At 70.2% G+C, this 12348-nt stretch carries 14 protein-coding genes; 10 read left to right on the forward strand and 4 right to left on the reverse strand.

The window, feature by feature from the left end; translation table 11 throughout:
- The first annotated feature begins 177 nt into the window (after positions 1-177).
- Together ACH45E_RS44610 and ACH45E_RS44615 are read left to right on the forward strand one after the other, a co-directional pair.
- Positions 178-510, forward strand: coding sequence for a hypothetical protein (locus tag ACH45E_RS44610; protein ID WP_361437008.1), 333 nt, complete (start codon positions 178-180; stop codon positions 508-510).
- A gap of 68 nt (positions 511-578) precedes the next feature.
- The gene (locus ACH45E_RS44615; protein WP_361437006.1) at positions 579-1685 is read left to right on the forward strand and encodes an amidohydrolase family protein; all 1107 of its coding nucleotides are present in this window, start codon (positions 579-581) and stop codon (positions 1683-1685) included.
- A 42-nt stretch (positions 1686-1727) separates the two neighbouring features.
- Here ACH45E_RS44615 and ACH45E_RS44620 read toward each other — a convergent pair whose 3' ends face one another.
- From ACH45E_RS44620 to ACH45E_RS44635, 4 genes are all read right to left on the reverse strand, one after another.
- The gene (locus ACH45E_RS44620; protein WP_361437004.1) at positions 1728-2729 is read right to left on the reverse strand and encodes a COX15/CtaA family protein; all 1002 of its coding nucleotides are present in this window, start codon (positions 2727-2729) and stop codon (positions 1728-1730) included.
- 64 nt (positions 2730-2793) lie between these two features.
- Positions 2794-3510: an ABC transporter permease gene (locus tag ACH45E_RS44625; RefSeq protein WP_361438185.1), complete on the reverse strand. Its 717-nt coding sequence runs from the start codon at positions 3508-3510 to the stop codon at positions 2794-2796.
- 50 nt (positions 3511-3560) lie between these two features.
- Positions 3561-4484, reverse strand: coding sequence for an ABC transporter ATP-binding protein (locus tag ACH45E_RS44630; RefSeq protein WP_361437002.1), 924 nt, complete (start codon positions 4482-4484; stop codon positions 3561-3563).
- Positions 4485-4635: 151 nt separating this feature from the next.
- The gene (locus ACH45E_RS44635; protein WP_361436999.1) at positions 4636-5451 is read right to left on the reverse strand and encodes an AAC(3) family N-acetyltransferase; all 816 of its coding nucleotides are present in this window, start codon (positions 5449-5451) and stop codon (positions 4636-4638) included.
- A gap of 161 nt (positions 5452-5612) precedes the next feature.
- Here ACH45E_RS44635 and ACH45E_RS44640 point away from each other — a divergent pair, with 161 nt between their 5' ends.
- The 8 genes from ACH45E_RS44640 to ACH45E_RS44675 all read left to right on the forward strand — a co-directional run bounded on the left by ACH45E_RS44640 (position 5613) and on the right by ACH45E_RS44675 (position 12204).
- Positions 5613-6347 carry a winged helix-turn-helix transcriptional regulator gene (locus ACH45E_RS44640; RefSeq protein ID WP_361436997.1) on the forward strand — a complete coding sequence of 245 codons (735 nt, stop codon included), beginning with the start codon at positions 5613-5615 and terminating at the stop codon, positions 6345-6347.
- Positions 6344-7765: a Fe-S cluster assembly protein SufB gene (gene sufB / locus ACH45E_RS44645; RefSeq protein ID WP_333774833.1), complete on the forward strand. Its 1422-nt coding sequence runs from the start codon at positions 6344-6346 to the stop codon at positions 7763-7765. The genes ACH45E_RS44640 and sufB overlap by 4 nt, the downstream gene beginning before the upstream one ends.
- A 61-nt stretch (positions 7766-7826) precedes the next feature.
- Positions 7827-9047 (forward strand): Fe-S cluster assembly protein SufD, encoded by a 1221-nt coding sequence (gene sufD / locus ACH45E_RS44650; RefSeq protein WP_361436995.1) that lies wholly within the window; start codon positions 7827-7829, stop codon positions 9045-9047.
- Positions 9044-9364, forward strand: coding sequence for a non-heme iron oxygenase ferredoxin subunit (locus ACH45E_RS44655; protein WP_361436993.1), 321 nt, complete (start codon positions 9044-9046; stop codon positions 9362-9364). Before sufD ends, ACH45E_RS44655 begins: the two co-directional genes overlap by 4 nt.
- Before the next feature lie 7 nt (positions 9365-9371).
- Positions 9372-10136 carry a Fe-S cluster assembly ATPase SufC gene (gene sufC, locus ACH45E_RS44660; protein ID WP_361436991.1) on the forward strand — a complete coding sequence of 255 codons (765 nt, stop codon included), beginning with the start codon at positions 9372-9374 and terminating at the stop codon, positions 10134-10136.
- The gene (locus ACH45E_RS44665) at positions 10133-11389 is read left to right on the forward strand and encodes a cysteine desulfurase (RefSeq protein WP_361436989.1); all 1257 of its coding nucleotides are present in this window, start codon (positions 10133-10135) and stop codon (positions 11387-11389) included. The genes sufC and ACH45E_RS44665 overlap by 4 nt, the downstream gene beginning before the upstream one ends.
- Positions 11390-11407: 18 nt before the next feature.
- Positions 11408-11875 (forward strand): Fe-S cluster assembly sulfur transfer protein SufU, encoded by a 468-nt coding sequence (gene sufU, locus ACH45E_RS44670; protein WP_361436987.1) that lies wholly within the window; start codon positions 11408-11410, stop codon positions 11873-11875.
- Entirely contained in the window at positions 11872-12204 is a 333-nt protein-coding gene (locus ACH45E_RS44675) for a metal-sulfur cluster assembly factor (RefSeq protein ID WP_030677253.1), read from the forward strand. Before sufU ends, ACH45E_RS44675 begins: the two co-directional genes overlap by 4 nt.
- Positions 12205-12348: the final 144 nt, after the last annotated feature.

The following is a 12348-nucleotide window of genomic DNA, read 5'->3' on the forward strand; positions in this document are numbered from 1 at the left end:
GCCTTTGCCGGGTGTGATGTGGGGGTTTACGGGCTTCTGGGGGTGGGCGGGGGGGGGGGGGGGGGGGGGGGGGGGGGCCGGCCGCGGGGCCCCCGGGGGGGGGGGGGGGGGGGGGCCCCCCCCCCCCCCCCCCCCCGCCCGTCGCCGTTTGATCTACCCGTCGGTAGCATCCTGACCATGGCAGACACGCAGCAGGTTGACCCGAAGGCCGAGCGCGCGGTGGCGAAGCTCGCCAAGCGGATCGGGGCCTTCTCCAAGGCGCACGGTGGGGCCGAGGGCCAGGTGGCCTATATCGGTGAGCGCGGTGCCCGGATCGTGCTCGTCGGCGAGGACGGCGGCTGGGGCGACCTGGTGGCGCCCAGCCACGCCATCGCCGAGCAGGCGGTGCGGAAGGCGGGCATCACCGTCCACGAGGCGTTCGACGGCGAGTTCGCGGCCAAGGTGAAGACGGGCCCGTACGAGTGGACGCGCATGGCCGGAATCCAGGTGGGTGGGCCAAGCAACTCCTGAGCAACACCTGACACCCGGTTCACCCGTTAGGACCGTAGGAGGACGAGGTCCAGTCACGGGGAGTCCGGATGATCGAAACGCCGTCCCTGGTGGACCAGTACTGCCACGGCGTTCTGCGCACGGAGCTGGGCCTCGGCACGTTCGAGGCCCAGCTGGCCCGTACCGAGGGGCCGCCCGCGCCCGGCACCACGCTCTTCGACACGCAGACCGGTTTCGCCGTACGGCGCTGGTGCCCGCCGCTGCTCGGCCTGGAGCCGCACTGCGCTCCCGCGCGGTATCTCGCCCGGCGCCGTGAACTGGGCGTGCTGGAGGTGGGCCGCCGGCTGCTGCGCGGCAGCGGCATCACCACCTACCTGGTCGACACCGGCCTGCCGGGCGATCTGACCGGGCCCGCGGAGCTGGCCTCGGCGGGTGACGCCGACGCCCGCGAGATCGTCCGCCTGGAGCTCCTCGCCGAGCAGGTCGCCGACACCTCCGGCACCGTCGAGTCCTTCCTCGCCAATCTCGCCGAGTCGGTGCACGGCGCCGCCGCGCAGGCCGTCGCGTTCACCTCGGTGGCCGGGTTACGGCACGGCCTCGCGCTGGCGCCCGAACCGCCCGGACCCGGCGAGGTGCGGGGCGCGGCGGGCCGCTGGCTGGCCGGGCGGCGGGTCGGCGGCGAGCTGAGCGACCCGGTGCTGCTGCGGCACCTGCTGTGGATCGCGGTCGCCTCGGGCCTGCCGCTCCAGCTGCATGCCGGGCTCGGGGAACCGGGCCCGCGCATCGACCGTACCGACCCGGCCCTGCTGACCGACTTCGCGCGGGCCACGGCGGGCCTCGGCACCGACCTGGTCCTGCTGCACGGCTACCCCTACCACCGCCACGCCGCCCACCTCGCCGGCGTCTTCCCGCATGTCTACGCCGACTCGGGCGCCGCACTGGTCCGCACCGGCGCCCGGGCCGCGACGATCCTCGCCGAGGTGCTGGAGCTGGCCCCGTTCGGCAAGATCCTTTTCTCCAGCGGCGCCCACGGCCTGCCCGAACTGCACGTCGTGGCGGCCCGGCTGTTCCGCGAGTCCCTCGGACGGGTGCTGGGCACCTGGGTGGCCGAGGGCGCGTGGTCCCCGGAGGACGCGCAGCGGGTGGCCGCGATGGTGGCGGTCGACAACGCCCGCAGGATCTACGGACTCGAGTGAGCCGTGGCGGCGTACGGGTGGCTCAAGCGGCCTACGCGTGACTCACGCGCGCGTGGCCACCGCCGCCTCGGCCGTCGGACCCGGCACGTCCGGCACCGCCTGAGGCCGCTCGCGCAGCGCCAGCAGCACACGCAGCACTCCGATCCACACCAGGCCCGAGCCGAGCATGTGCAGGCCGACCAGGACCTCGGGCAGGTGCGTGAAGTACTGGACGTAGCCGATGACACCCTGCGCGAGCAGGATCAGGAACAGGTCCCGCGTCCGGTCCAGCGGCCCCTTGGGCGCGTCCACCGCCTTCAGGACGAACCACAGTGCGAAGGTCAGCGTCACCACGATCCAGGCGAGCACGGCGTGCAGCTTGGAGACGGTCTCCCAGTCGATCGGGATGCGCTTGACCTCGGTGGAGTCACCCGCGTGCGGACCGGCCCCGGTCACCACCGTGCCCACCGCAATGAGCAGCACGGACGCGGCCACCAGGAACCACACCAGCTGTTGCACGGCCTTGCCGACCAGCGGGCGCGGCACCCCGTCGCCCTCGCCGGTGCGCTGCCACATCACCGTGGCGACGGTGATCAGCGCCGTGGTGAGCAGGAAGTGGGCCGCGACGGTGTACGGGTTGAGACCGACCAGGACCACGATGCCGCCGAGCACCGCGTTGCCCATGACCACCCAGAACTGCGCCCAGCCCAGCCGGGTCAGGCTCCGCCGCCACGGCTTCTGCGCCCGCGCGGCGATGATCGCCCAGCCGACGGCCGCGCACAGCACGTACGTCAGCATGCGGTTGCCGAACTCGATGACGCCGTGGAAGCCCATCGCCCGGGTGGTGGTGAGCGAGTCGTCGGTGCAGGTGGGCCAGGTCGGGCAGCCCAGGCCCGAGCCGGTCAGCCGTACGGCACCGCCGGTCACCACGAGGATCACCGACATCACGAGGGCGGCCAGCGCCGCCCGCCGGACCGTCCGGGGGTCGGGTGTCCAGCGCGCGGCGATGAAGGAAAGGGGGTTGCGCAGGGCCGCTGCGGCGTCTGTGGGGGTCAGCTTAGGCACGGGTCCATGGTAGGCGGGACGCTTGTGCACGCTTTCACGAGGGTCCGGTCCGGGACCTTCCGGCCTACTCCCAGCGGAAGAACCGCCCCGCCGCAGCCAGCCCCACGACCGCCCACACGCCCAGGATCCCCAGGTCGCCCCACGGCATGCCGGCCCCGTGCTGGAGCACGTCCCGCAGGCCGTCGGAGAGCGCCGAGATGGGCAGCAGCCCGAGCGCGTCCTGGACGCCGGAGGGGAACTTGTCGAGCGGGACGATGACCCCGCCCCCCACGAGCAGCAGCAGGAAGACCAGGTTGGCGGCGGCCAGCGTGGCCTCCGCCTTCAGCGTGCCCGCCATCAGCAGGCCGAGCCCGGAGAAGGCGGCGGTCCCGAGGATCAGCAGGAGCAGGACGGATGCGGGGTTGCCGTGGGGTGACCAGCCGAGCGCGAAGGCGATCACCGTCAGCAGGACGACCTGAAGGATCTCCGTGACCAGCACGGACGCCGTCTTCGCGGTCATCAGCCCCCAGCGGGGCAGTGGGGAGGCGGCCAGGCGCTTGAGTACCCCGTAGCGCCGCTCGAAGCCCGTCGCGATGGCCTGCCCGGTGAACGCCGTCGACATCACGGCGAGGGCCAGGATGCCGGGGGCGAGGAAGTCGACGGCCTTGCCGGCGCCGGTGTCCACGATGTCCACCGAGCTGAACAGCGCGAGCAGCAGCGTCGGGATGACGACGGTCAGCAGCAGCTGCTCGCCGTTGCGCAGCAGCATCCTCGTCTCCAGCGCGGCCTGGGCGGCGATCATGCGGGGCAGGGGCGCGGCGCCCGGCTTCGGGGTGAACGTGTCCACGGTGGTCACGACCGCAGCTCCTTACCGGTCAGCTCCAAAAAGACGTCTTCGAGAGTGTGCCGCTCCACCGAGATCCGGTCCGGCATCACCCCGTGCTGGGCACACCAGGAGGTCACCGTGGCGAGCAGCTGAGGGTTGACCTTGCCGACGACCCGGTAGGCGCCGGGTGTCAGCTCGGCGGCCGTGCAGTCGGCCGGGAGGGCCTTCAGCAGGGAGCTCACGTCGAGGCCGGGGCGGCCGGTGAAGCGGAGCGTGTTCTCGGCGCCGCCCTTGCACAGCTCCTCGGGGGAGCCCTGGGCGATGACCCGGCCGGCGTCGATGATCGCGACGTCGTCCGCGAGCTGTTCGGCCTCGTCCATGTAGTGGGTCGTGAGGATGACGGAGACGCCGTCGGTGCGCAGGTCCCGCACGAGGTCCCAGGTGGCCCGGCGGGCCTGGGGGTCGAGCCCGGCCGTCGGTTCGTCGAGGAAGACGAGTTCCGGGCGGCCCACCACGGCCATGGCCAGTGCGAGCCGCTGCTGCTGGCCGCCGGACAGCCGCCGGTACGAGGTCCGGCCGCAGGAGCCGAGCCCGAGGCGCTCCATGAGGGCGTCCACGTCCAGGGGGTGCGCGTGCAGCTTGGCCACGTGGCGCAGCATCTCGTCGGCCCGGGCACCGGAGTACACCCCGCCCGACTGGAGCATCACGCCGATCCGGGGGCGCAGCGCGGCCGACTCCCGCACCGGGTCGAGGCCCAGGACGCGCACCGTGCCGGAGTCCGGCTTCCGGTACCCCTCGCAGGTCTCGATCGTCGTCGTCTTGCCCGCCCCGTTGGGGCCGAGTACGGCGGTCACACCCGCCCCGGCCTCCAGTTCGAGGCCGTCCACCGCGGTCTTCGTGCCATACCGTTTCACCAAGGCGTGGACCTGGACCACGGGCTCACTTCGCATGGGCCAGAGTCTAGGTAGGCGCGCCGGCACTCAGGCGGGCGGGTGCGAAATCCCTCCTCAAGGGTCCGGTGCGGCGCCGCCAGGGGGCTCGGCGTGGGCGCGACCGGGTGGGTTCCGCGCTCACCGGGCATGGGGTCGGCCGTGCCGTGGCTCAGGCGGGCGGGTGCAGGATCTGCTCCTCGCGAGGCCGGTGCAGCGTCAGCCACCGCTCGGCGTAGGCCACCGCGTCCGCCACCGGGAACAGCCGTACGTCGGCGGCGCCCGCCTTGCCCCGCCGCACGGGACGGTCCCGTTCGAAGTCCTGGCCCAGCTCGTCGAAGCGGTCCGAACTGATCGACACCTCGGTCATCGTCTCCCAGCCCCCGCCGGCCACCGGCCGGCCGACCTGCTCGAGCGGCGCGGGTATCCGGTACTCGGCGAGGTGGAAGCTCGTACAGCTGTCGTATCCGGCCCCGAGCAGCAGCACCCGGGCGCCCCGCTCCTCCAGCCGGGCCAGCGGGCTGCGCTCGCCGAGCCGGCAGTCGGGGGTGTGGCCGTCGACGATCTCCGCCGCGCGTGCCCCCAGCGCCGCGAAGGAGGTGTGCGGGTGCGCGCTGCGCAGGGCGCCCGGCCAGGTCCGTACGGTCTCGGGGACCACGCCGACGCCGTACGAGGGGGTGGTCAGCGGGTCGTACGCGGGCATGGCGGCCCGGATCCGCTCCCACCAGGCCTGTGGCACCGGGGGTCTGCTCCACAGGGCCGGGTCGGACAGATCGCCCGAGTGCGCGGGGACGACGATCGTGCCGTCCGGGCCGACCGCGTCCAGCAGGCTTTGGACCACGGCGACGGAGCCGCCGCACACCCAGCCGAGCGAGCTGAGCGAGGAGTGCACCAGGAGGATCTCGCCGCGCTCCACACCCAGCGCGCGCAGCTCCGCGCAGAGGGTGTCGCGGGTCACGAGTGGGCCGGTCGGAGGGGGTGTCGGCATGGTTCGGCAGTCTCGCGGACCCAAGCCGGACGCGCCACCGATTTGATCGATCAGTGATCGTTTCCGCAGGTCAAATTAGGCAGACCTAAGTGACGCAGGGCACCGTCGGTCCACTCGGACGCCGCTTGCCTGCCTCCGCGGAATTACGCAACAATGGCGTTGTGAAAAACGTCGGCGAGGCTCGGGAGACCCCCATGGGGACCCCCCAGGAGGAGCTCGCGACCGGGGAGCGGTCCACCCGCAACCGGGTCGCGCGGTCCATCCTGGACCACGGCCCGTCGACCGTCGCCGAGCTGGCCGGACGACTGGGACTCACCCAGGCGGCCGTACGGCGTCACCTGGACGCGCTCACCGCCGACGACGTCGTGGAGGCACGCGAGCAGCGGGTGTACGGCACGCGCACGCGCGGCCGTCCCGCGAAGGTCTTCGCGCTCACCGACTGCGGCCGCGACGCCTTCGACCAGTCGTACGACAAGCTCGCCGCGGACGCGCTCCGCTGGATCGCCGAGCGTGAGGGCGGACAGGAGGCGGTCACCGCTTTCGCCCGGGCCCGGATCGCCGCGCAGGCGAGGGCGTACCGCAAGGCGATCGAGGCCGTCACGCCCGACAAGCGCGCCGAAGCCCTGGCCAAGGCCTTGAGCGCGGACGGGTACGCTGCTACGGCGCGCAGCGCACCGGTCGGCGAGCAGCTGTGCCAGCACCACTGCCCGGTCGCGCACGTCGCGGAGCAGTACCCGCAACTGTGCGAGGCGGAGACCGAGATCTTCGCCGAGTTGCTGGGTACCCACGTCCAGCGACTGGCGACCATCGCGCATGGCGACGGCGTCTGCACGACGTTCATCCCAAAGATTTCCAACGACGCATCCGCAAGCACGGCCGGGAGGAACCCCGCATGACTCTCCCCACGGAGACTGCCCACCCCGAACTCGAGGGCCTGGGCAACTACGAATACGGCTGGGCCGACTCCGACGTGGCCGGTGCCTCTGCCAGGCGCGGCCTGAACGAGGATGTCGTCCGTGACATCTCGGGCAAGAAGTCCGAGCCGGAGTGGATGACGAAGCTGCGGCTGAAGGGCCTGAAGCTCTTCGAGAAGAAGCCCATGCCGAACTGGGGCTCCGACCTCTCCGGCATCGACTTCGACAACATCAAGTACTTCGTGCGCTCCACGGAGAAGCAGGCGGAGTCCTGGGAGGACCTGCCCGAGGACATCAAGAACACCTACGACAAGCTGGGCATCCCGGAGGCCGAGAAGCAGCGCCTCGTCGCCGGTGTCGCCGCCCAGTACGAGTCGGAGGTCGTCTACCACCAGATCCGCGAGGACCTGGAGGAGCAGGGCGTCATCTTCCTCGACACCGACACCGCTCTGAAGGAGCACCCGGAGCTCTTCAAGGAGTACTTCGGCACCGTCATCCCGGCCGGTGACAACAAGTTCGCCGCGCTGAACACGGCCGTGTGGTCCGGCGGCTCCTTCATCTACGTGCCGAAGGGCGTGCACGTCGAGATCCCGCTCCAGGCCTACTTCCGTATCAACACGGAGAACATGGGCCAGTTCGAGCGGACCCTGATCATCGTCGACGAGGGTGCCTACGTGCACTACGTCGAGGGCTGCACCGCCCCGATCTACAAGTCGGACTCTCTGCACAGCGCGGTCGTCGAGATCATCGTCAAGAAGAACGCCCGCTGCCGCTACACGACCATCCAGAACTGGTCGAACAACGTCTACAACCTGGTCACCAAGCGCGCCGTGGCCTACGAGGGCGCGACCATGGAGTGGATCGACGGCAACATCGGCTCCAAGGTGACGATGAAGTACCCGGCCGTCTACCTGATGGGCGAGCACGCCAAGGGCGAGACCCTCTCCATCGCCTTCGCGGGCGAGGGCCAGCACCAGGACGCCGGCTCCAAGATGGTCCACATGGCGCCGAACACGTCCTCCAACATCGTCTCCAAGTCGGTGGCGCGCGGCGGCGGCCGCACCTCGTACCGCGGTCTGGTCGAGATCGGTGAGGGCGCCGCCGGATCGAAGTCGAACGTGCTGTGCGACGCGCTGCTCGTCGACACCATCTCCCGCTCCGACACGTACCCCTACGTGGACGTCCGCGAGGACGACGTGTCCATGGGCCACGAGGCGACCGTCTCCAAGGTCTCCGAGGACCAGCTCTTCTACCTGATGAGCCGCGGTCTGAGCGAGTTCGAGGCGATGGCGATGATCGTGCGCGGCTTCGTCGAGCCGATCGCCAAGGAGCTGCCCATGGAGTACGCCCTCGAACTCAACCGGCTGATCGAGCTGCAGATGGAAGGCGCGGTCGGCTAAGACCCCGCCACGGACAGCAGCCAGCAATTTTCTGACGAAGGAAGAGAGCAGACCGACAGCCATGGCTGAGGCTCAGAACTCCCCCACCCTCAACTCCGTTCGGGCGGGGGGACCCCCACCCGTGGGGTCCACCACCGCGGGCCAGATCGCGGTGGCCGCCGAGTCGACCGTCGCCACGCGCATGAGCGCGCCCCCGTCCTTCGACGTGGCGGACTTCCCGGTTCCCCACGGCCGCGAGGAGGAGTGGCGGTTCACGCCGCTGGAGCGGCTGCGCGGGCTGCACGACGGCACGGCGGTCGCGACCGGCGACGGCGTGAAGGTGGACGTCCGGGCCCCCGAGGGCGTGACCGTCGAGACCGTCGGCCGCGACGACGCCCGCCTCGGCAGGGCCGGCACCCCCGTGGACCGCGTCGCCGCCCAGGCGTACTCGGCGTTCGAGAAGGCCGGCGTGGTCACCGTCCCCAAGGAGACGGTGCTCACCGAGCCGATCCGTATCGCCGTGCACGGCGAGGGCGGGACCGCCTACGGCCACCAGGTCATCGAGCTGGGAGCCTTCGCCGAGGCCGTCGTCGTCATCGACCACACCGGTGACGCCGTGCTCGCCGCCAACGTCGAATACATCCTGGGCGACGGCGCCAAGCTGACCGTCGTCTCCGTCCAGGACTGGGACGACAAGGCCGTCCACGTCGGTCAGCACAACGCGCTGATCGGCCGGGACGCCACGTTCAAGTCGTTCGTGGTGACCTTCGGCGGCGACCTCGTACGCCTGCACCCGCGCGTCGCCTACGCCGGTACCGGCGGCGAGGCCGAGCTGTTCGGCCTGTACTTCACCGACTCCGGCCAGCACCAGGAGCACCGCCTGCTGGTCACCCACAACACCCCGCACTGCAAGTCGAACGTCGCGTACAAGGGCGCGCTCCAGGGCGACGACGCGCACGCGGTGTGGATCGGCGACGTGCTCATCGAGGCCAAGGCCGAGGGCACGGACACCTACGAGATGAACCGCAACCTCGTCCTCACCGACGGCGCCCGGGTCGACTCCGTGCCGAACCTGGAGATCGAGACCGGCGAGATCGCCGGTGCCGGCCACGCGAGCGCCACCGGCCGCTTCGACGACGAGCAGCTCTTCTACCTGATGGCCCGCGGCATCCCCGAGCACGACGCCCGCCGCCTCGTCGTCCGCGGCTTCTTCGCCGAGCTGGTCCAGCAGATCGGCGTCGCGGACATCGAGGAGCGCCTCATCGCCAAGATCGAGGAAGAGCTGGAGGCGTCGGTCGCATGAGCGACGCATTCGTGCGAGTCTGCGGGCTGAGCGAGCTGGAGGACGACACCCCGAAGCGGGTGGAGATCGACGGCACGCCCGTCTCGGTCGTGCGGACCGAGGGTGAGGTGTTCGCCATCAACGACATCTGCTCCCACGCGAACGTCTCGCTCTCCGAGGGCGAGGTCGACGACTGCCACATCGAGTGCTGGCTGCACGGCTCGCGCTTCGACCTCCGCTCCGGAAAGCCCGACAGCCTTCCCGCGACGCGCCCCGTCCCCGTATACCCCGTAAAGATCGAAGGGGACGACGTTCTCGTCTCCCTCAAGGAGTCCTGAGGCACCCATGGCAACGCTTGAAATCCGAGACCTGCACGTCACCGTCGAGGCCGACAACGCCACGAAGGAGATCCTCAAGGGCGTCGACCTCACCGTGAAGCAGGGCGAGACGCACGCCATCATGGGCCCCAACGGCTCGGGCAAGTCGACCCTCGCCTACTCGCTCGCGGGTCACCCGAAGTACACGATCACCAGCGGCACCGTCACCCTCGACGGCGAGGACGTCCTGGAGATGTCCGTCGACGAGCGTGCCCGCGCGGGCCTGTTCCTGGCGATGCAGTACCCGGTCGAGGTCCCCGGCGTCTCGGTCTCCAACTTCCTGCGCACCTCCGCCACCGCCATCCGCGGCGAAGCCCCCAAGCTGCGCACCTGGGTGAAGGAGGTCAAGGAGGCCATGGAGCGCCTCAACATGGACCCGTCCTTCGCCGAGCGCAACGTCAACGAGGGCTTCTCCGGCGGTGAGAAGAAGCGCCACGAGATCCTCCAGCTCGAGCTGCTCAAGCCGAAGGTCGCGATCCTCGACGAGACGGACTCCGGCCTGGACGTCGACGCGCTGCGCATCGTCTCCGAGGGCGTCAACCGCGTCCGCGAGACCGGTGAGGTCGGCACCCTGCTGATCACCCACTACACGCGCATCCTGCGCTACATCAAGCCCGACCAGGTCCACGTCTTCTCCGGCGGCCGCATCGTGGAGTCCGGCGGCGCCGAGCTCGCCGACAAGCTGGAGAACGAGGGCTACGAGGCATACACGAAGGGTGGCGCATCCGCGTGACACAGCTGCCGGGCCTCCTCGACGTCGAGGCGATCCGCAAGGACTTCCCCGTCCTGGACCGGCTGGTCCACGACGACAAGAAGCTCGTGTACCTGGACAACGCGGCGACCTCGCAGAAGCCGCGCCAGGTGCTGGACGCCCTGAGCGAGTACTACGAGCGCTACAACGCCAACGTCCACCGCGGTGTGCATGTGCTCGCCGAGGAGGCCACGGCGCTGTACGAGGGCGCGCGCGACAAGGTCGCCGAGTTCATCAACGCGCCCAGCCGCGACGAGGTGATCTTCACCAAGAACGCCTCCGAGTCGCTCAACCTCGTGGCGAACATGCTCGGCTGGGCCGACGAGCCCTACCGGGTGGACCACGAGACCGAGATCGTCATCACGGAGATGGAGCACCACTCCAACATCGTGCCGTGGCAGCTGCTCGCGCAGCGCACCGGCGCGAAGCTGAAGTGGTTCGGCCTGACCGACGACGGCCGCCTGGACCTGTCCAACATCGACGAGGTCATCACGGAGAAGACGAAGATCGTCTCCTTCGTGCTGGTGTCGAACATCCTGGGCACCCTGAACCCGGTCGAGGCGATAGTCCGCCGCGCCCAGGAAGTCGGCGCGCTGGTCTGCATCGACGCCTCCCAGGCCGCGCCGCACATGCCGCTGGACGTACAGGCCCTCCAGGCCGACTTCGTGGCCTTCACCGGCCACAAGATGTGCGGCCCGACCGGCATCGGCGTGCTGTGGGGCCGCCAGGAGCTGCTGGAGGACCTGCCTCCGTTCCTCGGCGGCGGCGAGATGATCGAGACGGTGTCGATGCACTCCTCGACGTACGCCCCGGCGCCGCACAAGTTCGAGGCCGGCACCCCGCCGATCGCCCAGGCGGTCGGGCTGGGCGCGGCGATCGACTACCTGTCGTCGATCGGCATGGACAAGATCCTCGCCCATGAGCACGCGCTCACCGAGTACGCCGTGCGGCGGCTCGGCGAGGTCCCGGACCTGAGGATCATCGGCCCGACCACGGCCGAGGACCGGGGGGCCGCGATCTCCTTCACCCTGGGCGACATCCACCCGCACGACGTGGGCCAGGTCCTCGACGAGCAGGGCATCGCGGTCCGCGTCGGCCACCACTGCGCGCGACCCGTCTGCCTGCGGTACGGAATTCCCGCGACCACGCGAGCGTCGTTCTATCTGTACTCCACGCCGGCCGAGATCGATGCTCTGGTCGACGGCCTGGAGCACGTACGGAACTTCTTCGGCTGAAGGGCGTGAGCTGAAACCGTGAAGCTGGACTCGATGTACCAGGAAGTCATCCTGGACCACTACAAGCACCCGCACGGGCGGGGCTTGCGGGATGGCGACGCCGAGGTGCACCACGTGAACCCGACGTGCGGCGACGAGATCACCCTCCGAGTGAGGTACGACGGCACGAAGATCGAGGACGTCTCGTACGAGGGCCAGGGCTGCTCCATCAGCCAGGCCTCCGCCTCCGTGCTGAACGAGCTGCTGGTCGGCAAGGACCTGGCGGACGCGCGGACGATCCAGGAGACCTTCCTGGAGCTGATGCAGTCCAAGGGCAAGATCGAGCCCGACGACGCGATGGAGGAGATCCTGGAGGACGCGGTCGCGTTCGCCGGTGTCTCCAAGTACCCCGCCCGGGTCAAGTGCGCTCTCCTGAGCTGGATGGCGTGGAAGGACGCGACGGCCCAGGCCCTGGACGGAGCCGACGCCGAAAGGAAGACGGCATGAGCGAGACCGTTGAGATGAAGCCGGCCTCGGAGGAAGAACTCCGCGAGGCGCTGTACGACGTCGTCGACCCCGAGCTGGGCATCGACGTCGTCAACCTCGGCCTGATCTACGGCATCCACGTCGACGACGCGAACATCGCGACGATCGACATGACCCTGACCTCCGCGGCATGCCCGCTGACGGACGTCATCGAGGACCAGGCCAAGTCCGCCACGGACGGCCTCGTCAACGAGCTGCGCATCAACTGGGTCTGGATGCCGCCGTGGGGCCCCGACAAGATCACGGACGACGGGCGCGAGCAGCTGCGGGCGCTCGGCTTCAACGTCTGATCCAGCGTCTGGTTCCGCGCCTGATTCAGTTCTGGCATGCGAGAAGCGGGGGGGGGCCCCCCCGGGGGGGGCCCGCCGCAAGGGTGTTGGGGGGGGGCCCGCCCCCAACAGAAACAACAAAACACACCACAAGTGGGTGTTGTT

Source organism: Streptomyces sp. NPDC020299, from assembly GCF_044387825.1.
Classification (GTDB): Bacteria; Actinomycetota; Actinomycetes; order Streptomycetales; family Streptomycetaceae; genus Streptomyces.

Bases quoted from the DNA above. Each gene is read 5' to 3' on its own strand.
- ACH45E_RS44610 (WP_361437008.1), top strand. From the start codon at position 178: ATGGCAGACACGCAGCAGGTTGACCCGAAGGCCGAGCGCGCGGTGGCG.
- ACH45E_RS44615 (WP_361437006.1), top strand. From the start codon at position 579: ATGATCGAAACGCCGTCCCTGGTGGACCAGTACTGCCACGGCGTTCTG.
- ACH45E_RS44625 (WP_361438185.1), bottom strand. From the start codon at position 3,510: ATGATCGCCGCCCAGGCCGCGCTGGAGACGAGGATGCTGCTGCGCAAC.
- ACH45E_RS44630 (WP_361437002.1), bottom strand. From the start codon at position 4,484: ATGCGAAGTGAGCCCGTGGTCCAGGTCCACGCCTTGGTGAAACGGTAT.
- ACH45E_RS44635 (WP_361436999.1), bottom strand. From the start codon at position 5,451: ATGCCGACACCCCCTCCGACCGGCCCACTCGTGACCCGCGACACCCTC.
- sufB (WP_333774833.1), top strand. From the start codon at position 6,344: ATGACTCTCCCCACGGAGACTGCCCACCCCGAACTCGAGGGCCTGGGC.
- sufD (WP_361436995.1), top strand. From the start codon at position 7,827: ATGGCTGAGGCTCAGAACTCCCCCACCCTCAACTCCGTTCGGGCGGGG.
- ACH45E_RS44655 (WP_361436993.1), top strand. From the start codon at position 9,044: ATGAGCGACGCATTCGTGCGAGTCTGCGGGCTGAGCGAGCTGGAGGAC.
- sufC (WP_361436991.1), top strand. From the start codon at position 9,372: ATGGCAACGCTTGAAATCCGAGACCTGCACGTCACCGTCGAGGCCGAC.
- ACH45E_RS44675 (WP_030677253.1), top strand. From the start codon at position 11,872: ATGAGCGAGACCGTTGAGATGAAGCCGGCCTCGGAGGAAGAACTCCGC.